This is a genomic window from Deltaproteobacteria bacterium GWA2_45_12 (assembly GCA_001797365.1).
Lineage (GTDB): Bacteria > UBA10199 > UBA10199 > UBA10199 > UBA10199 > UBA10199.
In genome coordinates this window covers 58,281-80,758 of the sequence record MGPH01000005.1, presented here as the reverse complement: position 1 = coordinate 80,758, position 22,478 = coordinate 58,281, and the positions used below count along the sequence as shown (strand labels likewise).

At 47.6% G+C, this 22,478-nt stretch carries 15 protein-coding genes and 1 pseudogene (1 of these 16 only partly in view); 3 read left to right on the top strand and 13 right to left on the bottom strand.

Annotated elements, in window-relative coordinates; all coding sequences use genetic code 11:
• Positions 1-161: 161 nt before the first annotated feature.
• Positions 162-995: a hypothetical protein gene (locus A2048_05680; protein ID OGP10943.1), complete on the top strand. Its 834-nt coding sequence runs from the start codon at positions 162-164 to the stop codon at positions 993-995.
• The gene (locus A2048_05675) at positions 992-1,804 is read left to right on the top strand and encodes a hypothetical protein (GenBank protein OGP10942.1); all 813 of its coding nucleotides are present in this window, start codon (positions 992-994) and stop codon (positions 1,802-1,804) included. Before A2048_05680 ends, A2048_05675 begins: the two co-directional genes overlap by 4 nt.
• A gap of 392 nt (positions 1,805-2,196) precedes the next feature.
• On the opposite strand, the gene A2048_05670 is transcribed toward A2048_05675, so the two are convergent.
• Positions 2,197-4,266, bottom strand: a complete 2,070-nt coding sequence (locus A2048_05670; protein OGP10941.1) for a hypothetical protein — start codon at positions 4,264-4,266, stop codon at positions 2,197-2,199.
• Between the two features lie 426 nt (positions 4,267-4,692).
• Here A2048_05670 and A2048_05665 point away from each other — a divergent pair, with 426 nt between their 5' ends.
• A complete protein-coding gene (locus A2048_05665) occupies positions 4,693-13,185 on the top strand; it encodes a hypothetical protein (GenBank protein ID OGP10940.1) in 8,493 nt (2,830 codons plus the stop codon).
• A gap of 119 nt (positions 13,186-13,304) precedes the next feature.
• Here A2048_05665 and A2048_05660 read toward each other — a convergent pair whose 3' ends face one another.
• The 12 genes and pseudogenes from A2048_05660 to A2048_05605 form a co-directional block, all read right to left on the bottom strand.
• Entirely contained in the window at positions 13,305-13,961 is a 657-nt protein-coding gene (locus A2048_05660) for a hypothetical protein (GenBank protein OGP10939.1), read from the bottom strand.
• A gap of 217 nt (positions 13,962-14,178) precedes the next feature.
• The gene (locus A2048_05655; GenBank protein ID OGP10938.1) at positions 14,179-14,847 is read right to left on the bottom strand and encodes a hypothetical protein; all 669 of its coding nucleotides are present in this window, start codon (positions 14,845-14,847) and stop codon (positions 14,179-14,181) included.
• 42 nt (positions 14,848-14,889) lie between these two features.
• Complete coding sequence (locus tag A2048_05650) at positions 14,890-15,456, bottom strand: hypothetical protein (GenBank protein ID OGP10937.1); 567 nt, start codon at positions 15,454-15,456, stop codon at positions 14,890-14,892.
• Position 15,457: 1 nt separating this feature from the next.
• Entirely contained in the window at positions 15,458-17,065 is a 1,608-nt protein-coding gene (locus A2048_05645) for a hypothetical protein (GenBank protein OGP10936.1), read from the bottom strand.
• A 63-nt stretch (positions 17,066-17,128) separates the two neighbouring features.
• Positions 17,129-17,722, bottom strand: a complete 594-nt coding sequence (locus tag A2048_05640) for a hypothetical protein (GenBank protein ID OGP10935.1) — start codon at positions 17,720-17,722, stop codon at positions 17,129-17,131.
• Complete coding sequence (locus A2048_05635) at positions 17,697-18,023, bottom strand: hypothetical protein (protein OGP10934.1); 327 nt, start codon at positions 18,021-18,023, stop codon at positions 17,697-17,699. The genes A2048_05640 and A2048_05635 overlap by 26 nt, the downstream gene beginning before the upstream one ends.
• Before the next feature lie 15 nt (positions 18,024-18,038).
• Entirely contained in the window at positions 18,039-20,366 is a 2,328-nt protein-coding gene (locus tag A2048_05630) for a hypothetical protein (GenBank protein OGP10933.1), read from the bottom strand.
• A 41-nt stretch (positions 20,367-20,407) separates the two neighbouring features.
• On the bottom strand, positions 20,408-20,728 hold the full coding sequence (locus tag A2048_05625; protein OGP10932.1) for a hypothetical protein: 321 nt from the start codon (positions 20,726-20,728) through the stop codon (positions 20,408-20,410).
• Positions 20,729-20,741: 13 nt separating this feature from the next.
• Positions 20,742-21,248: a hypothetical protein gene (locus A2048_05620; protein ID OGP10931.1), complete on the bottom strand. Its 507-nt coding sequence runs from the start codon at positions 21,246-21,248 to the stop codon at positions 20,742-20,744.
• Positions 21,249-21,269: 21 nt separating this feature from the next.
• Positions 21,270-21,560, bottom strand: coding sequence for a hypothetical protein (locus tag A2048_05615; protein OGP10930.1), 291 nt, complete (start codon positions 21,558-21,560; stop codon positions 21,270-21,272).
• 280 nt (positions 21,561-21,840) lie between these two features.
• On the bottom strand, positions 21,841-22,425 hold the full coding sequence (locus tag A2048_05610; GenBank protein OGP10929.1) for a hypothetical protein: 585 nt from the start codon (positions 22,423-22,425) through the stop codon (positions 21,841-21,843).
• A gap of 48 nt (positions 22,426-22,473) precedes the next feature.
• Positions 22,474-22,478: pseudogene (locus A2048_05605) on the bottom strand (hypothetical protein) (it continues 991 nt past the right edge of the window).

Genomic DNA, 22,478 nt, shown 5'->3' with positions numbered 1-22,478 from the left:
TTAAAAACCCTCATTATCAAGGGCTTCAGAAGACTGCAACCCATCCACCTCAACTTCCTATCCATTCCCTCCAGTGTCAGGGGCGCATATCAGTTTGTTTGAAGTGGCAAAATAAAAGGTCCAATTTTATTGCCGAAATAAGAGCGAGATCATCTCCTCAAATGGCTACCCAGGCCATACTACAACTCAAAAGTGGTGAGCAAAAAAAGAACAATTTACTGCTAATCGTTCCTTATCTTTCAGGGACAATTGTTCAAATGATTTCAAGTCAAAAAATGAGCGCTCTCGATCTGAATGGAAATTACTACATTCAAACACCAGAATTTCTGGCCATCCGCTTGGATCAGGAAAATCAATACAAAGACTCCCAGCCGATTAAAAAGATATTTTCCGGGAACAGCTCTTTGGTTGGAAGATTGCTTTTGACGCAGAAAGGGCCATTTAATTCTTTACGTGAAATCGGTGAATCAATTGCCAAACGGGGTGTTGGTCTATCGGTATCAACTATTTCCAAGGTTCTCACACGTTTGGAGGAGGAATTAATTGTACAAAAAGAAGACAATCAAATCCGTCTCATTCAATCGGATAAACTCTTAGATCAATTTAAGGAGGAATATGTTCCTCCCAAAATAGAAGAAATAATTAAAATAATGGTTCCCGACCCTTTTTCGCTGTTGAAGGAAAAATTTCCCACTTTGGCCTGGAGTTTAACTGGAGAAAGCTCGGCTTATAGATATACCGTGACAACCCCACCAAAAGTTTTTTCTGTCTATGTCACGGATTTAATCAATTTGGATGCCGATCCGAATGAAAGGTTTCCTAATTTGATTTTGAAACAAACGGGAGAATTGCCCGTCTATTTTGATAGGCTAAAGGAAGACGGACTCAATTTTTCTTCAAAGCTGCAATCTTATTTGGAGCTGTCACAGTTGGATAAACGTGAAAAAGAGATTGCCCAAGGCATTCGGGACGACATATTGAGTAACCTCAAATGAATGACTTACTTCTAACCCATTTACTCGAACTTCAGAAAGAACTCGATCAACAGGGGATCCACCCAATTTTAGGGGGTGGCTTAAGCCTTTACCTCCGGCAGACTTATCTTCCCTACCATTCCACGCGGTATCCTTTTGAAGTCCAGACCCGGTCCACCAATGACATCGATTTGTTTTTGAACGCTCAACTCATTGTAGATAAGAACCAAATTGAAAAGTTGAAAAATGTGCTTCGCTCGCTTCGATACGAGGTGGTGCCGGAGGCCAAAAACTTTCAGTTCTCAAAATCGGTGGATCTGTTCGGACAAAAGCGTGAAATTAAAATAGACCTTCTTTCTGCACCACCACCTCCAGAAGATCTGCAAAAAGTTGAGATTCACAAACCGAGGATTAAACCCATAGGGGTTTCCGACTTCCACGCCTACCTTACTCCAGAAGCCGACGGCATTGAAATTGGCGCTGTTGAAATGGAGATCCAAGAGCAGAAATTCCACATCCCCTCAGCGTACAATTATCTTATTTTAAAATTGAATGCCTTCGATGATCGAAAAGAGCGCAATGACAAGGACAGTGATTATGGGAGACACCATGCCTATGATATTTTTGCCATGGTCACGCAAATGGATGAAAAAGAGTGGAAGAAAGCCAAAACCCATTTTGAAGTTCATCGAGAGCAGGAATATTTAAAAAAGACCTGCCAGATTCAGAAAGAATGTTTTTCGAAGATGTCAGATCTGGGGCTGATTCGGCTTCAGGAAAATAGTGCCTATAAAAACCAAAAGACGGAGTTTACCCCGTATCTCCATTGATGTGAAAGCCTTGGAAACTGCGCTATTTTCTTTAGGCAAAAAAGAACCGCAGCCCTCTGTTTTTATTCAGGCCGACGAAGGGTCGACAACGGGAAAACTGGTGACCATCATGGACATGGCTTCAAAGATGGGGTTGAACAAAATCTCTATTGAAACAAAGAGGTAAGTGCATACACAAGACCCTTGATTTGTATCAAGAGCTTTTAAGTCTGGTGGAAGGCAAATCCGTTTTGCTTGAGGACTATGCCCGCAAAATGGTTTCCTCCGAAGAAATGCATGCGGCGGAAGTTGATAAGATGCTTCGGAAGCCGGGAGATATCAAAAAGGCTGCAAGCTAAATGAGCCTCCCCCGCATTAAGCTGCGGGGGCTACTCTCCAATAGTAACCTCTGATCAATCCCCACTGATTAGTTGATATTCAATGTGAAGCTGGGGTGCCAGGTTAGCTGATCCATTGTATGATTTTGCAACTCGTTTGCCGCTGCCGGTAATAATGAAAACCATTGGGTTGCCGCTTGTCCAAGCCCCTTGATTGGTAATTTCCTGCACAATCGCACCGATGTCCGTCGACCGTTGGCTTTCGGCGGCCTGCCCAAGGACATTCCACACTTCCGGAACCCAGTTAACACTGGTCGATGTTCTATTCCGTAAACTAATATTTCTCTGGTTATTGGTAAATGCTTGAGGGGCATCCGAAAGCTCACCCCTAATATCCAAGGAGGTATATCCCAAACTCGTCTCATCAACCGTGAACTGAAGATAAGCGCCCGTAACGAATGCACCTTGAGGTAAATCGACGCGCCCAAACCTAAGGCCCACGGTTTGATTGGCCCCATCTTCCACAAGTTCCAGGTCGGTACTTGTAAGATACATGGACCCATCGGCTCTTTCTTCTGCATCATCATTTGCAGAAGAAATACCGACATCCAATGTCATGACGGCAGGTTCCGGTTCAACAAACTCTCCTTCTGTGTACTCAACATGTAAAAGGGGAGCCACTGATGGCATTCCATTGTAGGATTTTGCCACACGTTTGCCCGCTCCTGTGATCACAAAAGCCAGGGGATTCCCGGCTGCCCAATCATTGCGGTTGACGATTTCCTGGACAATTGCGGTCAAATCGGAAGTCCGTTGTCTTTCCAAGGATTCGCCAAGGATGGCCCAAGGCTCCGGAGACCATGGAACCGAGCCGGCTGTTCTGGCCCGTGATGTGATGCCTCGGAGGGTGCTTGAATAAGCGGATGGATTGCTGGAGTTCTCACCGTAAATAGTCAAGGCTGTTCCATTCGCTGTTGCCTCATCGACGGTAAACTGAATATAGGCTCTTGTAATCGTCGCATGAGCGGGGACTCCCAGTGAAGCAAACCTGATTCCTATGGTTTGAGTGGATGCTTCCTGTACAAGTTCTAAATCGGTACTTGCCAGATTCACGGATCCGTTCGCTGCTTCTTCGGCATCGTCGGTAGATGAGGAAACACGCACCTCTGTTGTCATTGTTGGAAGTTCAATATCGGGAAAGAATTCGTCAAACCACATAAGAGCGGCGCCGTTTTGATTGTCGTCGTCGACAATCAAAATCCAATGATCCTGCGAAGTGATTGGCGTTACGGCAATTCCCTCCAAATTGCCCCCCTTGGGGCCATTGTATTCCACAAGGGTGTTAAACTGTCTTTGTCCATCCGCCCTTACAAAAGAAGAGAGATCGGTCAGTTCCAAATAATTACTGCCCGTATTATGCCACACATAAAGGACACCGCTTGACCTGTCGAATTCAAGCCCGCTGCTTTCACCTCGTGAAGTGAGATAACGTCCTACAAAATCATAGACACCGCTGTCAGGATCGAGGTCAAAGACATAAACACCACCACCATTTTGATGCGCGATGAAAAAGAGGCCCCCCATGCCGTTCTGGCTTGTGTAGGGTTCGCCATTTTCATCCACAAAACCGCTTAAAGCCAACCAATAGTCGGGAACAAAAGTGATCCCTTCGGATCCTGATCCTCCGGAAGTCGGGACATCGGATGAAATATTCCACTCTCTAAGGAGGGCCACGATACCATACCGGGAAACATCGTATTTTCTGATTCTATCAACGCCTTCAGCGATAACATAGACACTGGGCTCATTTAGATTGGCTTGAGTAATACCTTCCAGATCTCCGTTGGGATACCATTCCGCACGATTGGCTCCTTGATAATCAACTTCAAAACTCCCGTTCCCATCTTCAACAATCGCCCAAAATTTGCCGGGACCGTTCAAGCAAACCCATAAGGTGCGTGTATTTGGATTCCAATGGGCCCCACTTAAATTATCTGCAAATTCTGGATCCAGATGCGTCAAAATCTCGGCTTCTGTCCACAACTCTCCAGGCCAGGGGCTTGTTGCATGAACTTTTGTGATAAATGGAGATATCAAGAAAAAAACAGACCATACTATTTGTAGCAAACATTTCTGATAAGACATAAAAAACCCTTTCTTAAATTAATGAAGACATGACCAATTTTTTTTAAAAATATCAATAAATCATTATATTTTACAGGTAATTATTTAGGACATCTTTTAGTTTATCATTACGTTAGAGTCAATCTTTCTTATGGCATTGCAATACACAAAAATGAGCAAGGAAGGACGCCCTATTGTTTCCATCGCACAGGCCAAAACCATTGTTGCCATAAACGATCAAACTTTCTTTGCCGTCATCATGCCGGGAATCAAAACGGATGCCTTGGACGCCAGATGACATTCTGCACTTGGTTATAAAACCCCAGTGAAGTATGAAGGGGACTTGAAGACGAACACTCTTTCCCAGGAAATGCTCCACAAGATGGACGCCTACCGGCGCGCCGCCAACGATATTCCGGAGATTCGCAACTGGAAGTGGAAAACGTCATGAACGACACTTTGAAAGACGATCCGCTTTATGTGGATTTTTTGCAGATACTGAGACGTTCGACGGATCTGCTGACCGATGATCCGGTTCGCGAAGAAGTTTTCAGCGTCGAGCACCTTGAGCGCTATGCGGCTTACTTGGCCGGAAAATTCACGGTCAGTTCCACTCTCAAAGGCGGCCGCTCCATTTTTCCGGATTTAAAGAAAAATGGCCGAAAACTGCTTGACGCTTACCTTCGTCTCACGGAAGTTATTCGGGACAAAGAAGTCGCGTCCCCTGCAGCGGAATGGCTTGTCGATAATTTTCATATCGTGGAAGATCAAGTCAGGGAAATCAAGCAGGACCTGCCGAAGGATTACTACGACGAACTGCCGAAGCTTGCTACGGGCGAACTCGAAGGATACCCGCGGGTCTATGGTATCGCGCTAGCGATCATTGCGCATACGGATAGTCACCTGGATGCCGATGTCTTAAAGCGGTTTCTTCACTCTTATCAGCAAGGTGCCCCTCTCACGATCGGAGAACTTTGGGCCACGGCGATTACGCTGCGTATCGCCCTGGTGGAACACCTGACGCCATTGGCGTTAAGAATCGTCACTGCGCGGCAAAAGCGCGCCGAAGCGGACGCATTCGCGGATCGGCTTTTGCAATCAGCCGCAGTACCCGATACCTCTCCCGAAGACATTGGGAGGATGTTTATTGTCGGAGTGGGAGAGCCAGGCCAGTTTGATCGCGCTTTTATTGTACAATTGACCCAAAGGCTACGCGATCAGGATCCCGATCTCCTGTCCGCTTTTGATTGGCTGGAAAAACAACTCGACCGTCATCACCATACGAACATTCAAGCCGTCATTCAGCTGGAACACCATCGGCAGGTCACGGCACAGACCACAGTCAGCAACATCATCACCAGCATGAGACTTTTGTCCTCACTGGATTGGCGCAAATTCATAGAGAGCGTGAGTTTGGTCGATCCGATTCTGAATCAAGATCCGAGCGGTGCTTATTCGAAAATGGATTTTGCGACCCGGGACCGCTACCGCCATGTCGTGGAGCGGTTGGCGAAGCGATCGAAACAGAGCGAACTTAAGGTGGCTGAGCACTTGATCGAAGTGGCAGGAAAACCACAGGGCCTCGATGGTCATCCGGAGTCCCCGAAGCGTTCCCACGTCGGTTTTTATCTGATCGGCGACGGACGTTTCAATTTTGAGAGACAAATCGGTTACAGGCCGCGGTTAAAAGAACGAGTCAGTCGATGGGTGGCCAGGCATCCCGCCTTAATTTACCTAGGATCGTTAAGTCTCCTGGCGCTTCTTCTTTGTGCTTCCATTTTCGCATATTTTAAATACCGGGGAGGAGAGAATATTCCCGCCCTATTTTTTACTTTTTTCGCCCTGATCCCGGCCAGCGAATTTGCTTTAAGCATTGTCAACCACGTCCTGACGCGTCTGTTAAAACCGAAACAACTCCCAAAAATAGACATGGAAGCAGGAATTCCGCCTGAGGCAACGACCATGGTGGTGATTCCCACCTTTCTTAGCAATGAGAGCGTGATTCGGAATCTTCTGAAAAAGCTGCAAGTCCATTTTCTATCCAATCGAGATCCATATATCTACTTCGCTTTGCTGGGGGACTTTAAGGATGCCGACAAGGAAACTCTGCCCGAGGATGCGACCCTTCTGAAATTCGCCCAAAGACAAATCGCCGAGTTAAACCGCAAGTATGGGGATGCGGACAATCAACGCTTTTTTCTTTTTCATCGCAAAAGAATTTTCAACTCTTGTGAAGAAAAGTGGATAGGCTACGAGCGAAAGCGCGGGAAGATACATGAGTTCAACAGACTCTTAAGAGGTGCCACGGACACAAGTTTTGTCGGCTCTTCTGCTGATCCTGCCTTTTTGGCGAAGATTCAATATGTCATTACCCTCGATTCGGATACCGAGCTTCCCCGCGGCGCCGCTCATCAGCTTGTTGGAATGGCTCTACATCCGCTCAATCGTCCCGAGTTCGATGCCGAAAATGGACGTGTGATCTCGGGCTACGGTATTTTGCAGCCGCGAATCAGCGTGGCCTTGTCTAGTGCCAACCGGACTCGCTTTACCCACATTTTTTCGAGCGCCAGAGGGCTGGATCCCTATACCACCGCCTGTTCGGACGTGTACCAGGATCTATTTGGCGAGGGGAGCTATACGGGAAAGGGTCTCTATGTGGTGGATGCCTTTGAAGCGGCGCTTGCAAACCGGGTTCCCGAGAACACGGTCTTAAGCCATGATTTATTCGAAAGCTGTTTTGCACGTTCGGCGCTCGTCACGGACGTGGAGCTTTTTGATGACTATCCGGACGATTACAAAAATTACTCGAAAAGAATTCATCGGTGGATTCGCGGAGATTGGCAGCTTGTGCCCTGGCTTTTCCCGCGAGTGCCCACATCCGGTCCACAGTGGGTTCCCAACCAGCTTTCCCTGATTGCCAGGTGGAAAATTTTGGATAATCTCAGGCGCAGTCTCGTGCCTTCTGCGGTTATATTGTGGTTATGGCTGGGCTGGGTTTTTCTTCCGGGGTCGCCATTTTTTTGGACACTCTTGATCGGTATTCTTTTCGCATTTCCAATCTATGCAACGGCCACAAGCAGTCTCTTTCACAAGCGCCTAGGTGTATCCAGGGGCCGCCATGTCAGTCATCGCTGGACCGAGTCTTTATTACAGCTAAGGCAAACCCTTGTCTTGATTACATTTCTGCCGGATCAGGCATGGAATCAGACAGACGCTATTTTGCGAACGCTTTACCGTAAACTCGTGAGCCATAAAAAACTGCTTGAATGGACCACGTTTGCCGCCGCACAAAACGACCGGAGAAAAGGCCATTCGGGATGGATCACTCTCGGTCCCGGACCGGTCTTGTCGATTTTTACCGCAATGACTCTTTTTGTTTGGCGTCCTGACGCATTGGGAGCGGCCGCGCCCTTGCTCATTGCCTGGCTTGCCAATCCTTTCCTAAAAATGTGGATAAGAAAAAAGAGGAAGAGACGGGTCCGGGCGTTGGACACTTCGGAAGTAACTACGTTTCGGCTCTATGCGCGAAGAACATGGCATTTTTTCGAAACGTTCGTAACGAAAGAAGACAAGTTTCTCGTTCCCGACAATTTTCAGGAGGATCCCGAGCCGGTAGTGGCCCATCGGACATCTCCGACCAACATTGGGGTTCAGCTTTTGTCTTTAAGTTCCGCTTACGATTTCGGTTACGTGGGGCGATTGGAGTTTCTGGAACATACCGAGAGAATATTTCAGAGCGTGGCCAGGCTTGAACGCCTGCATGGGCATTTTTTTAATTGGTACGACACGCAAACCCTGGAACCGCTGCGGCCTCAGTACATTTCGACGGTGGACAGCGGAAACCTTGCTGGCCATCTATTGGCCTTCAAGCAATCTCTTTTTGAATTAATCGATAATCGTAAGATCAACCCCAAGGCGAAGGAAGGGTTGACGGACACCCTCGCTCTTCTCAAAGAAAATGCCTTCCGCTCTGATTCTTTAAAATCTTTTCGAAGCACCATCGAATCGATCCTCGACTTTGTCTCATCATCACGCTGGAATTCGGAGGCGGAATTCGGCAACTTTTTAAATACGCTCCTATCGCGTTTGGCGGAAGTGCCGGCGGGTCTCTGGCTGGACGCGGCGATCCATCAGGCCACCGAGTTCAAACGAGATCTTTCGCCGGAGCATGAGGCTGATAAAATACGCCTGCGAATAGAAGCCCTCATACACCTGTGTGATGAAATCGTATTGGGAATGGATTTCAAATTCCTGTTCGACGAACAACGCAAAATTTTTGTGATCGGCTACAATGTAGTCGATCACAAAAACGACAATTCCTACTACGATCTTTTGGCTTCCGAATCACGCCTGGCCAGTTTTGTGGCAATCGCCAAAGGAGATATTCCCCAGGAACACTGGTTCAGGCTCGGTCGCCGCTTGACGGCGGTCAAAGGAGGAGGACGCGCTCTTATTTCCTGGACCGGCACCATGTTCGAATATCTGATGCCGCTTCTGGTCACACGAAACTTTGGCGAAACTCTCCTCGATCAAACGTGCCGGTCCATCGTGGCCCACCAGATCGATTACGGCAAAAAAAAGAGGGTCCCTTGGGGAGTTTCCGAGTCGGAATATAATATGCGTGATTTGCAATTCATGTTTCAATACCGCGCATTCGGAGTCCCGGGCTTGGGATTAAAACGTGGTTTAAGCGATGATTTAGTCATTTCTCCCTATTCGACCATGCTGGCCGTTATGATCGACCCTCTGGCCGCGCTCTCTAACTTGCGGAATCTCGAAGAAATGGGGATGCTGTCCTGCTATGGATTTTATGAATCTATCGATTACACGCCCGAACGGCTAAAGAAAAATCGGAAATATTTTATTTTGCGTTCCTTCATGGCTCATCATCAGGGAATGAGTTTGATCTCTATGAACAACCTTCTTCATGAAAATGGGATGCAACGACGTTTCCATTCCGAACCGCTGGTGCAGGCAACGCAGCTTTTACTGCAAGAGCGCATTCCCACAGACATGCTACTCTACCGCTCTCGTGCCCAAGAGGTTCATTCCGAGAGAACGAGCGTTTTTCCCCATTGGAATCCCAGAACCTATGCCGATGTGAGCTTGCCGATGCCTCGGACTCAACTGCTCTCCAACGGCTGTTACTCTGTCATGCTTACCACGACGGGTTCCGGCTATTCGCGTTGCGCCTCCCTTGAAATCAGCCGATGGCGTGAGGACGTTACGCGCGATCACTGGGGACAGTTTTTTTATATTCGAAACCGGGCGACTCACAGCGTGTGGTCCCCGGGATATCAACCGACGACGATGATGCCTGAAAAATATGAAGCCACCTTCGCCGAGGATAAGGTCGAGTTCTGGCGGGAGGACGGGCAGATTGCAACGCATACCGAAATCATTGTTTCACCCGAGGAGGACGTTGAAATTCGCCGAATCTCTTTAACGAATAACTCCCTGGACGCCCAGGAATTCGAAGTGACGAGCTTTATGGAAACGGTTCTGGCGCCTTTGAAGAGCGACACCGCCCATCCGGCTTTCAACAATCTTTTCGTTCAAACCGAATTCGTGCCCGAAGAATGCGCTCTTCTTGCGACACGCCGGCGCCGGTCCGAAAAAGAAGAACACATTTTTGGTTTTCATGTTCTTGTTGTCGAAGGCGACGTTGTCGGAAGCGTGCAATATGAAACGGATAGAGCGGCTTTTCTGGGCAGGGGGCGAAATCCATCGGATGCTCTTGTGATCATCGAAGATCGCCCCCTCTCAAACACGGTGGGAGCTGTCTTGGACCCTCTATTTTCCTTAAGACATTCCATTCGTATTCCCGCCGGAGAGACGGCGCGCATCAGCTTCGCAACCGGATTGACACATTCTCGTGAAGAGGCACTGCGGCTCGTCGACAAATATCATGATATCCATATTTTTGACCGCGCAGCGGAGCTGGCCTGGACGGCTTCGCGTGTCCAACTGCGCCACTTGAATATCGATAGCCATCAGACTCACACGTTTCAGCGCCTTGCAAGCCGGGTCATCTATTCCGATCCGTTCCTGCGGCCGCGTTCGCAGAATCTTGCAATGAATTTCAAAGCCCAAGCCGGTTTATGGGCCTATGGGATCAGCGGAGATCGGCCGATCATTCTCGCCCTCATCAACAATGAGCAAGACATGGGAATGGTCCGCGAGTTAATTCATGGACATGAGTATCTCAGGTTAAAAGGTCTTGCGATCGATTTGGTACTCTTAAACGAGTTCGCGCCCAGTTACCTGAAAACAGTGGAGGAAGAATTACAGAGGCAGATTCGGATGATCGGTTCGCAGGCTTTACTTGATAAACCGGGCGGGATATTTATCCGGAACGCCAATATCATACCCCAAGAAGACATCGTGTTATTGAAGGCGGTGTCTCGCGTCGTTTTAAATTGTTCGAAAGGGACGCTTAGGGAACAGCTGAATCGTCATCCAACGGAGGACCACCTTCCCGATAAATTTATCCCCACTGTCTCACAAAGACAGTATCCGGCGATTCAACCGGTGATTCCGCCGTTGGAGTTTTTTAACGGATTAGGAGGATTCGCCGAAGGCGGCCGTGAGTATATGATCGTCCTGAAGGAAGGAAATTCCACTCCGGCCCCATGGATCAATGTGATCTCGAATTCCCAGGACTTCGGATTCATTGTCTCGGAATCCGGAGGGGGATGCACCTGGTCGCAGAACAGCCAGGAGAATCGGCTTACTCCCTGGTCGAATGACGCCGTCTCCGATCCTTCCGGTGAGGTCATCTATATCCGGGATGAGGAAACCGGGGAATATTGGACCCCCACGCCGTTGCCCATTCGAGAAAACGGGACCTACGTCATCAGGCACGGACAGGGCTACACGCAGTTTGCTTATTCTAGTCGTGGGATTTCGGCGGAACTGCACATGCTCGTTCCTCTGGATGCGAGTGTCAAAATCAGTCGTCTCCGCTTGAAAAATGTCACCGCGAAAACCCGTCGTTTGTCGGTGACGAGTTATGTGGAATGGGTTCTTGGCGTGAACCGGGCGGCAACAGCGCCGCACGTTTTTACAGCGAGAGATCCGGTGAGCGGAATGCTGATCGCCAAAAATCCCTACAGCAATGAATTTGGCAAGAGAGTCGCTTTTTCTTTTATGGACGGCGCAGACAGTTTCACCTGCGATCGCAAAGAGTTCCTGGGTAGAAATGGAAATCCGGCCCGGCCTGACGCATTGGGAAGGAGTGCTTTGGGAGGGCGCTCTGGAGCCGGTCTGGATCCTTGCGCTTCTTTTCAAAAGAAAATCGAGTTGGCGCCCGGAGAGGAATGTGAGGTCAGCCTTCTTTTGGGACAGGGGAACGATAGGGAAGAGGCGCGGGCGTTGGCGCTCAAGTATGCCAATTCCGACTATCGACGCGCTGCCTGTGAGGCTGTCACCGCATACTGGGACGAAGTATTGGGAGTGATTGAAATCAAAACTCCGGATCCCGCCATGAATAGGATGATGAATCGCTGGCTTCTTTATCAGGCTTTGTCATGCCGGGTTTGGGGGCGTTCCGCTTTTTATCAGTCGGGGGGCGCCTTTGGTTTCAGAGATCAGCTTCAAGACGTGATGGCACTCGTGTACGCGAAACCTCAAATCGTAAGAGACCAGATCCTGAACGCTGCAGCCCATCAATTTGTAGAAGGCGATGTCCTGCATTGGTGGCATCCTCAAAGCGGAAAGGGTATTCGAACACATGTTTCCGACGATCTTCTCTGGCTTCCGTTTGTGACCGCTTACTATGTGAAGATTACGGGGGATCGGTCGATTTTAAACGAGGTCGTCCCCTTTATCGAGGCGCCGCTTCTGGATCCGCAACAGGAGAGTGCCTATTGTCTCCCGACGGTCTCGGCAGAAAAAGGTACGTTGCTGGAACACTGCACCAAGACTCTGGATCGAAGTTTAAAAATGGGACGGCATGGATTACCCCTCATGGGTTCAGGGGATTGGAATGACGGCATGAATCGTGTGGGGCACGATGGAAAAGGGGAAAGTGTTTGGCTGGCCTGGTTTCTTTATGGCACCTTAAAGGAATTTATAGAACTTCTGGGCGAAGCGTCGACGCCGCGCGTGACTTTGTACCGCGAACAGATGAAAAGACTCAAAGAAGCGACCCAAGAAAATGCCTGGGACGGGGATTGGTACCGTCGTGCCTATTTTGACGACGGAACGCCGCTGGGGGCGGCATTAAACCAGGAATGCCAAATAGACTCCATTGCTCAATCATGGGCTGTGCTTTCCACAGCGGCGGAACGCACGCGTGCGTTACAGTCTATGGAGGCCGTCGACGAAAAATTAATCGACCGAAAAGCCGGCATCATCAAACTCCTCACTCCTCCTTTTGATAAGGGCGTACTCGATCCGGGTTACATCAAAGGGTATGTCCCCGGCGTGCGTGAAAATGGAGGGCAGTATACGCATGCGGCCATTTGGACCGTGATGGCTTTTGCTTCCTTAGGCGATGCCGATCGGGCGTGGGAGCTTTGCAGGTTGCTTAATCCCATCGGTCATTCGTCCACCAAGGCCGACCTGGAGATCTATAAAGTAGAACCCTATGTGGTTGCGGCGGATGTTTACGGAGAGCCCCCCCACGTCGGACGCGGTGGCTGGACTTGGTACACCGGTTCGGCGAGCTGGATGTATCGAGCGGTGCTTGAATCCCTCTTAGGATTCGAATTGAAAAATAACCGGCTGAAAATCAATCCCTGCATGCCGAAAGACTGGTCGGGATTTCAAATACTGTATAAGCGCGGAACAACCCGCTATTCCATCCAGGTCAATCATCGGAAAGCAGACCTCGCTTCGGAAAAAGGCACCATTGAATTAGATGGCGTAAAATTAAATTCCCAAGAAGTGTTGCTCGTTGAGGATGGAAAAGAGCATGAAATAGGCGTTTTTTGCTGAACGAATAATCCAGCCGAAGATAAAATCGGGGGAGGGTGGCTCAGGATGAAACTCGGGGGCTTGCCCCCGAGTTCTTCATTTTTGAGAAACCGCTCTATGAACTCATCGCATATTCCTTTTTAAAGCCCCATGAGAGGCAGGGAGATGGCCAATAGATCATAACCTGTTTTTGAGTAAAGATACTGATGCTTATCCAGGAATTGCTTACAATGCCCCAGTTCCGATCGGGTCATGTTTACGATTTCGAGATTAATAACGTAAGGTTTAAATCTCGTAAAATCTAACTGGCGCAGAATCCGGTAATCATAGCCCTCGGCATCCAACTGAAGGACATGGACATCCTGCACATGGTGCTTCTCCAGGAGATCAGGCAGACGTAAACAAGTGACGGTTTCTTGAATGACATGTGGCTTTATGTCATCCCAACCCAAGGCATTGCGATCTGGAAAGAACGAGCTGGCTTGCAATCCCCATTCGGGAAGTTTCTTGTCATGGACGGTTTGAGTCGGGATACGATACATAATATTGGTACCGGCATGTTCGGATATAGCAAGATTTTCAAAGATCAGTCCTTCACAGCCTGCATAATTTCTTTTAAGTTTTTCGAAATGATCCTTCATTGGTTCCACCAGTATTCCCCGCCAGCCATACGATCGGACCAAATCATAAATCGGGTCATGCGTTTTACCATCCATGGCACCGATCTGTACGAAGAAAACAGTACTCTGCATGCGGTGCAATTTATCGGCAAAAAATTTCAGGTTAAAAGGTGGCATCAGTGACGATTTTTTCCAAACCTGAAACAAATCTTTATCCCCTACGCTCGTTGGCGCAGGATGCGTGCCTTGCTGGGTCAAAACCCTCCGCCTTAGGCGGAGAATCTTGGATCCAGGGCTTGCCCTGGGGTTCATACCATTGATAGCAAAAAACCTAGCCATTGCCGATCTTAAATTATGTGAAATGTTTCCCCGACAGGCTCCTAGGGGGTCGACATCACTTGGCAAGTTTTGCAAAAAATCCTTTTTCAAGAGAGCGTTTTAATGTTCCTCCCCGCATGTTGATAGCGGTTGCGAAAGCTGTTGAGAGAAGCAGAAGGTTAGGTGAGTTCTTTTCCAATCGGTTGATGAGCAAAGAGGAATTTTTTCCGTTTCGAACCCCAGGGCGAGCCCAAGGGATAACAAAACGCAACGAAAAGCGAACCATTTGGAAAAGAACCGCCGGATTGAATTGCCTTAAAACAAGAAAGAAAGGGGCAATAACTATTTGGGCCGCCTGGAAAAACGCGGTGTCCATGGCTTCGCGGATCTCTAGGGCCTTTTTGGGCCCTAAATAACGGGCTTCTGTTACTTCCAAATACCGCTCAAAAAGAAAGGCCATGGCATAAGTGCGCGCCGTTTCCTCGGCAAGTCCGGTAAAGTGGGAAAAATTCTTTATATGTTGCCAGGGGGAGGTTAAAAATTTAACCGTTGAGTGAACGATTCCGGAAAAACCGGTGGCTATTTCCCCAAGAGTAAGGACACTAATAACTCCTTTTTCTGTCTTGAGGTGGTAAGCCTTGGCGATCTGCCGCAAAATGGCTGTCCGCAAATACCCCTTGGCATATTCCACCACCACCGGAATGGGGGCCATGTCGACCACACCCGTCAAAACGGCGTACGGCATGATCTCCAAGGTAGAAGGGGGGAGAAATTCTCTCGTTTTTTTTTAAAGGGACGAGCCATTTTCCTCCAACAAATAGAGGTGATGATCTTCAACTTGGTAAATCATGGGAGCCACCAGGAGATCAGGAAAAATGCCACTAATCCAGTCGGCTTGAATCCGCACATGCTGTTCTATGTTTTCGATATAAAAAGTGGGGGCCCATCGGTTAAAATGTCTTAAGGCGTCCTTAGCGGACCATCCCGTATGCCATGTATCCAACCTCCTGACAAAACATCTCTTGACCTCTTTTACTTTTGTCATCGCGCAATCGGTATGCCCAATGATAGCAAGGGTTCGCACTTCTCCCATGGCAATCGCATAGGACACGGCGAATTCGAGGCCTTGAATGCGGCTTCCTGGTGTTCGCAAGGTATAGGCAAAACCTTCCGGCAGATGAAGTGAAATTCTTTGATCCATACAAAGGCTCACAATGAGTTGGGGTCTTTCACAGATCCCAGAAGCGTCCTTTCCCTCATTATGAAAGAGTAACAACTCTTCAATGGGGGTCCCCGCATATCGGGAGCGGGGGGAAAGAAGGGGCTCTCTTTCTGTCTGAGATGAAAGTTCCATTTTATAGGCTCCTTCCTATTCCTTGGTTTTTTTCCTCTGCTATGAAATTTTGGATTATGAGAGGCACGAGAACAGGAATAGGTACCAGGCCACTGCCCCTACCAACAGTAACTTGCTGAGGAACTACATGCCGTTTTTGATACACATGGTTCATCAGATGTGCCGAAATACAATTATCGGTGGAATTCGTGGCCGATCGGAAAGAATCAGGAAGACCGATCTGCATTCCCACATAAATCGTGATAAACACCTGGGCCAACTCGGGAGAAAGTCCCAAAAGAGCCACAATAGGCCCGCCAAAAAGGATGAGCTCGCCGGGAATGCCAGGAACTCCATAGCCCATCAGAAACACAATCGGCAACATCATCAATAAATGAAGCAAGGAAATCTTGATGCCCAGTAGTTGACTGACCACGCCCGCCAGCACAAAGACGCAAATCATGGTTCCGTTGATACTTAAAAACGATCCCCCTCCAATACAAAATCGCCGCACTACGGTAGGAATTTTAGGAAAATGGGTTTTGACCAGATGCAGATTAAGAGGCATGCCCAAACTTTCTGATGAGGTGGCCCAAAGAAGAGGGTAAACACGGGGCCAATATTTCGCAAAATAGGTTTTAAGGGAAAAATGAGACCCCAGCATGAATTTGGCGTAGGACAAAAGAGCCAGATGCCAGATCCAACAGGCTAATGCTGTAGCCCCTGCTCCTATGAGATAAATCCAAAGCATCCCATACTTTCCAGAAGGAGAAAAAGTTAGACCAAAAACAGAAACAACATGTAACGTATTTTTCCCCGCTCCCACTTGCTCCACAATACTCACATTCAAATGGGCCACATAAGAACCAATGGCCAGCATGAAAAAAGGCATGATGGGCACCAGATATTTTCCGGAGGCCTCGATCCATTCCGATGGTTTTTGAATCAACGGCTCAATCCATTTAAGTTTTAAGGAAATAAGCACCGTTAGGATGGCGGCATAAAAGGCATAGAAATAAATACTATGGGTTGCCATCCACCCAAACGATTTAAGGCACTTGATCAAGGCCACGCTGAAGGTGTTGGTTCCATTAATATAGAGGGGCAGACCAAAAATAAGGGTGGTAAAAAGACAGGCCCAAAGGCAGGCCAAAAGCCTTTGCTTGGCAAAAAAACTAATAGCCACCACACCAAACTTTTTCCCGTTGGTGCCAATGGGGATATGAATTATCTTAAGCAGGGCCGGTGTTAAAATGAAGTAAATGGCCGGGGGGGCAACGTATCCATAGCCATTAATAAATCCGGAGATCATGCCATCAATAAAAGTAGCAAAGGAAGGGGATATCTGAGCCATGGCTACACCGCCTATAAAAAAAGCAACAGTAAAGAGCGGTAGGTATTTTTCAAAAAAATGATACCCCCTTTGTAGTTTATTTTTTAGGCCCGTTTTTTTAGGAATGTCTGCTTCTTTTGGATCATAAGGAGGGTCATTCCAGCGATCACGATAGGGATTCCTGGAATTCCTGGCAGAATGATCCCGACGATCCCTCCCAGAATAAGAATCGGTCCCAGGCAACTCTTCCATAGAGGCCGTTTGGGCTGTTGTTGAGGTTTTATTTTGCGTTTCCATTTTGTTATCCTTTTCTTTCTTATTCCACCTGGGATTAGCTTCCGATTTTTCACAATCTTTAATTTAATGCCTCCAGAGTTCGTAACCATATTTTAGACGAAGTGCCATGGATCTAAAAAATGTTATAAAAGGATCCTGGGGGAGATAACCGAAATATTTAAAATGAACCCAAGGAGAATCCAAAGCCTCTTTTCGTAAGAGGCCATAGACCCGTTTCGCATCGTGAACATCTTGGGTACGGTTGACAACCAGATGAACAGAGAGTGGCTTTTCAAGTCTGTTGATCTTCTCCAAAAAACGATGGGCCTCATAAACCATGGTGCCATTCAAACGAAAAGGATCGGCAACAAGCAGAATTTCATGGGCCATTTGATACCAGGCATTCCCCTCGTCTTCTTCCACCTCAACTAAGGCCATATGAGAAGCCATTTGAGAATCGCTGGCCCGCAGAATCCCCAAACGGGTGTGAATCAAGTCAGCCCGAATTCCCTCCTGTTCTAAAAGAGAACAGAGATTTGCTGCCATGAGTGATTTGCCGCAAGCGGATCCCAAACCAGCAATACAGACAACCTGTTTTTGCGACAGCGGCGAAAGAAAAAAGGACTGGAGATGGGGAGAGAATTGTGAATTTTCAGACTGCCTGTTGAGTGTTTTCATAGTTTTCTCCATTGTTGACAATTGAGTTGATTTCGTTGGTGAGTTCGGTCACAACTTTTCCCTTAAACGGCCGAAACAAAAATGGAATATCAATCCACATTTGAAGGCTTTTGGGGGTCAGGTGGATCTCTCCTGTAAAGTAGCGGCTTTTGATCATCAGCTTCTTTTTTTCCTGGCCCCAATAGTAGCTCATCTCCTCCCCGCCGAATTTTTTTTTCAATTCATTCATGCGACTGTCCAATTTTTCCTGAAGCTTTATGGAACTTCCAGCCTCCAGTTTTCTCTCGATAATTTTTTCCATAAAGCCTTTCCTCTTTTAAGCTACAGCCGCCTGTGGCATTGGAACAGAAACAGGAGCAGGCACTGACTCAGAGGCGACAGAAATGACCTGGGTTTTTTCTGACCGTTCCTTATTCTCCTCGAGCACGTTAAAAAGCGGCGACATTCCATTAATCGTGGCAATCATGTTGAATCCGTTATTTAAGACCATCGAGCCGGCCAGACCAATAACCCCAAACATAGCCCCGGCAATGCAAAAGGCGTTGGGGAAGAGGATCATCTTGAAACTCCGGTTGACATTTTTCTTGAGCATTTCCGACACATTATAGAGATGTTCAAACTTTTGGAGACTTCCATCCATAAAAACAACATCAGCAATATCGGTAGCAATGTCTGAGGCCCCCCGAAGGGAAATCGAGACATCGGCCTTGGAAAGGGCCACCGAATCGTTGATCCCATCCCCTACCATGGCCACTTTTTTTCCTTCCTTCTGGAGAAGTTCCACATACTTGGCCTTGTCTTGTGGAAGCACTTCCGCAAAATACCGGTCCATGCCAAGAGAATTGGCCATTTCGCGCACAGCCGCTTGGTGGTCCCCCGAAATAAGAACCAGTTCTTTAGCTCCTCGCTTGCGAAGCATGTCCATGACTTCCTTGGCCTCCGGACGCTGGCTGGCTGCCAGCTCCAGGGCACCAGCCAACTTATCGTTGACGGCTACCATAATGGCGGAGCGACCTAATTGATGAATTCTTGTCAGTTCGGTAGAGACATGATCCGGAATGGAAATCCCCTCTTTTTGCATATAACGGATACTGCCGACTTTGATTTGATCCCCATTAATTCCCACCTGAATCCCAAAACCGACATGAAATTTTGAATCATCCCGTGGTGGTAACTGGAGCCCCAACTGCTCGGCCCTGGCAAGAATTGCCTTGGCGATGGGGTGTGAAAAACGCTGTTCCGCGGCAGCAGCAAATCTTAGAATTTCTTCTTCTTTGAAATGTCCATTGGCCTCGATAATCTTGGCTATTTCGGGAACCTCGTGAGTCAAGGTGCCCGTTTTATCAAAGAGAACGCTGTGTACCTCGGGAAGGGCTTCCAGCACACGACCATTCTTGATAAGAACGCCATGCTTGACGGCACAGGCGAGCGAGGCTAAAACTGCCATGGGGGCCGCCACACGAATACCGGTCCCAAAATCGGAATTGATGATGGCTAAAGATGCCTGAGGACCGCCAATAACTGAGCCGGCAGCAGCTAATGCAAAAGTGGGAATGACCATCCTATCGGCAAATTTTTCTCCCATATTATGAACTTTTGATTTGTAGGTAGCCGACTCATTGATGATTTTTACTATTTTGGCGGCGTTAGTCTCATCACCGGAGGCTTCCACTTGCACAAAGACTTTGCCTGCCACAACAACCGTAGCCGCAAAAACCTTTTCTCCCAGTCTTTTTTCAGCCGGTGCCGCCTCTCCGGTTAAGCTTTGCTGATCCACCATCGCTTCCCCGTCGGTCACCACTCCATCGATGGGAATATGGTCCCCGGTATTGACAACGACAATGTCCCCTTTATTTAATTTGTCGACAGGAGTCTTGATTTCCTGACCGTCTTTAACAAGGTAGGCGTAATGGGCTTGTTTACCCAAAGCCTGATAGAGAAGTCGTTGGGACTGACGCGTGGTGAGATGGAGAACCCCGCCAGCTATGTCGAGAATCCACACCATAAATGAGGCAGCGGCGGGGAAACCCATCCCCAGACTTGCCCCTACAATCGTGGCATCGAGGATATCAACCTTGACCTTTTTCTCTACAAAAAGGGCATTCAGGGCATTTTTAAAAATAGGGAGTGCGGTGTAAAAAACAATCGGCATGCTGACCGGCAGCAACCAGGGAGCCCATAAAGCAGAGCCGAGCGCGAAAGTAAATGAGGCGCTTGAAATGGCTAGTTTAGTATCCTGTGGGATTGCCTGATCGGCAGGGGTTTCACAAACCACTTGTTCTAGAAATGTGAGAAGCTCCTTTTGTGAAATGAGTTTTTGGTCATAACAGATAAGAACACCCCCAGTAGCGGTGCTGACATTATACTTGGTGATTTCGACCATGTTCATCAGCCGTTTTTCAATCTGGCCGCAATAGAGCTCGCTTTGGTAGAGTTTGGGGTGTTTGAGGCGAAGGCGGCCTGGGAGATCGGAAGTGACCCTCCATTCGCCTGGGCTAACCTCACTGAGGCTGTCTTGATTTCTTTGGTTGCCTTTTTTTCTTTTTTTCTTTTTACTGGTTATCTTGTTGCCAGGCGTACCGAGATCAACCAAGAATTCACCCGCCTTGAGGGCGGCTTCCTGCAATAAAGAAACTTTCCACATATAAAAACCTCTCTCTTTCCTTTAAACATCCCCAATTGACTTTAAGCTGTTGCTCGAACTGATCGGCGAACCTTGCGATGGTGAACCGACCGAGGAGACTGATTATGTGTCTCCTGTCCTCCTGGGACCAAATGCAGTGCCTGATTCCAGGCCCCTTTTAGAAAATGGCCAGTCGATCCCACCCCTTGCGTTGCAGCACTCCCCACTGTTCCCATGGCCTGTCCCATCGATGAGCTCATATTCTCAAAAGTAGACCCCAAATTCTTGACATACGGGCCTAAAAATTTGGCCAGCTTCTTACGGTTGGCCCCAATGACCACCCCCACCAATAAAGCTAAAATTGCCCATCCTTTGCCTTCCATAAAAACCTCCTGTTTAATGTTGCTGATGATTTGCAATGGAGACCACATAAATCTCCACCGCACGCAAAATATCAAACCAGCCAGGCCTTGTCGGGCGCCGGACCAGTTCCCAAAGACTCCATCCAATCATTGCTGTTGGCACGATTGAAGTTAAGTCAGCTTTTCCACCCAGTTGTTTGCGGACATAACGGTTGCTCTTAGCAAGAGTCCCAAAAATGATTTGCGAGAGAAGATCGTGACCAAAGGGGACCTCCCCCCAAGCCTTTCCCGTGCGAATCTCAAGCCAGGGACAGTACCGCTCCATATAATTCATGAGTTCGTCTGCAGTGGTAATTTGGATATTGTAAAGAACCAGGAGGGACTTGGTGAGCATGTTGTAGGTAACCTCTTGAACTCCCGGCAGTTCTAGAAATTGGTCGACATCCGGAATATCTCGCTTATCCCGCGGAAATTGCAGCCGCAGGCGGCCTGAAACATTCTGAATCAACGTTAAAATTTCCTTTTCTGCTATCGCACTCATAAGATCCCCACCTCATTTTTTTTATGATGCATGAGCTACCTGAAGACCAACTTTCCCTTTTCGACCGCCAGAACGTTTAACATTCTTAACCACGGATACAGGCCGGCTTTTATGGACCTTGGAAGCGGCCATGACATCCTCTAAATGTTCCTTTTGTTCCGCAAAAAATCGGATGATCCCGTTATAGCCATCCACCGTTTTTGCCTCAAGGACCTTGGCGTAGGGGCCGACTCCTTTTTTTATTTTTCCCCAGTTCATCCCAACCGCCACACCGGCGGCCAGGGCAATAAGAAGTACGAACTTGTTTTCCATAACAAACCTCCTTAAAAAATATCTTCGTTTGGTAAAAGACTTGAGTCACTAAAAACAACAACTCAGATGATCAGCAGGGCTACGGCAACGCCGCCAGCGAAGCTAAGAACATATTTTAATTTACTTTTACTGTTAGAGTTTCGCTTCATTTTTATAACCTCCTTTACTTTAATGTGGACTTGATTTTTACAAATACTAATTTTATTGTCAATAAAATTAGTAAAAATAAATAAAAAAGTTTAATTTTAGTAAAAAGTGGGGTGTCAAAAAGGGCAGACTGCTAGAAGAGCTGTTTGATAGGGATTCGGAATCCTTGAGAAATTTTTAAAAGGGTGCCAAGCGAAGCAGAAAGTTTTCCGTTTTCAACCTGGGAAACAAGGCTGGTGGAAATCCCTATTCTTTCGGCTAACTGTTGAATTGTCCAACCCTCTTTTCCCCTTAAGTTGCGAATTTTGGATCCAATCGAGCAATAAAGTTCCTTTGTTAAATGGATTTCATCTCCAAGGCCAATTTCTTTTTGAATAAGATCTATCAGCTGTTTTGGCTGGAAAGGTTTTTGAAGATATTGGGAAACCCCCATTTTGAGAAATTTTACTGCCGAGTTAACAGTGCCATGAGCGGTGAGTATAATAACTTTTGTTTTAGGTCGTTTAATTTTTAGGTGACGAAGGACCTTTTCTCCGCTTAAACCGGGCAATTTCAGATCCAAAATCACCAGCGAAAAAAGCTCCTTCTTAATTGTTTCAACCGCTTTTTTTCCGTCAAAAACAGATTGAACCTTGTAGCCCTGCGAGCCAATTAGCTTTTCGAGCCCTTGACAGAGCTCTTTTTCATCATCGACAATAAGGATTTTAGTTTCTTTCATGATGGTTTATTGATTGGCAAAATCAGTTGGAGGAGCCTCTTATTCCATTTATT

Bases quoted from the DNA above. Each gene is read 5' to 3' on its own strand.
- A2048_05680 (OGP10943.1), top strand. From the start codon at position 162: ATGGCTACCCAGGCCATACTACAACTCAAAAGTGGTGAGCAAAAAAAG.
- A2048_05675 (OGP10942.1), top strand. From the start codon at position 992: ATGAATGACTTACTTCTAACCCATTTACTCGAACTTCAGAAAGAACTC.
- A2048_05670 (OGP10941.1), bottom strand. From the start codon at position 4,266: ATGTCTTATCAGAAATGTTTGCTACAAATAGTATGGTCTGTTTTTTTC.
- A2048_05665 (OGP10940.1), top strand. From the start codon at position 4,693: ATGAACGACACTTTGAAAGACGATCCGCTTTATGTGGATTTTTTGCAG.
- A2048_05660 (OGP10939.1), bottom strand. From the start codon at position 13,961: ATGCCACCTTTTAACCTGAAATTTTTTGCCGATAAATTGCACCGCATG.
- A2048_05655 (OGP10938.1), bottom strand. From the start codon at position 14,847: ATGCCGTACGCCGTTTTGACGGGTGTGGTCGACATGGCCCCCATTCCG.
- A2048_05650 (OGP10937.1), bottom strand. From the start codon at position 15,456: ATGGAACTTTCATCTCAGACAGAAAGAGAGCCCCTTCTTTCCCCCCGC.
- A2048_05645 (OGP10936.1), bottom strand. From the start codon at position 17,065: ATGGAAACGCAAAATAAAACCTCAACAACAGCCCAAACGGCCTCTATG.
- A2048_05640 (OGP10935.1), bottom strand. From the start codon at position 17,722: ATGAAAACACTCAACAGGCAGTCTGAAAATTCACAATTCTCTCCCCAT.
- A2048_05635 (OGP10934.1), bottom strand. From the start codon at position 18,023: ATGGAAAAAATTATCGAGAGAAAACTGGAGGCTGGAAGTTCCATAAAG.
- A2048_05630 (OGP10933.1), bottom strand. From the start codon at position 20,366: ATGTGGAAAGTTTCTTTATTGCAGGAAGCCGCCCTCAAGGCGGGTGAA.
- A2048_05625 (OGP10932.1), bottom strand. From the start codon at position 20,728: ATGGAAGGCAAAGGATGGGCAATTTTAGCTTTATTGGTGGGGGTGGTC.
- A2048_05620 (OGP10931.1), bottom strand. From the start codon at position 21,248: ATGAGTGCGATAGCAGAAAAGGAAATTTTAACGTTGATTCAGAATGTT.
- A2048_05615 (OGP10930.1), bottom strand. From the start codon at position 21,560: ATGGAAAACAAGTTCGTACTTCTTATTGCCCTGGCCGCCGGTGTGGCG.
- A2048_05610 (OGP10929.1), bottom strand. From the start codon at position 22,425: ATGAAAGAAACTAAAATCCTTATTGTCGATGATGAAAAAGAGCTCTGT.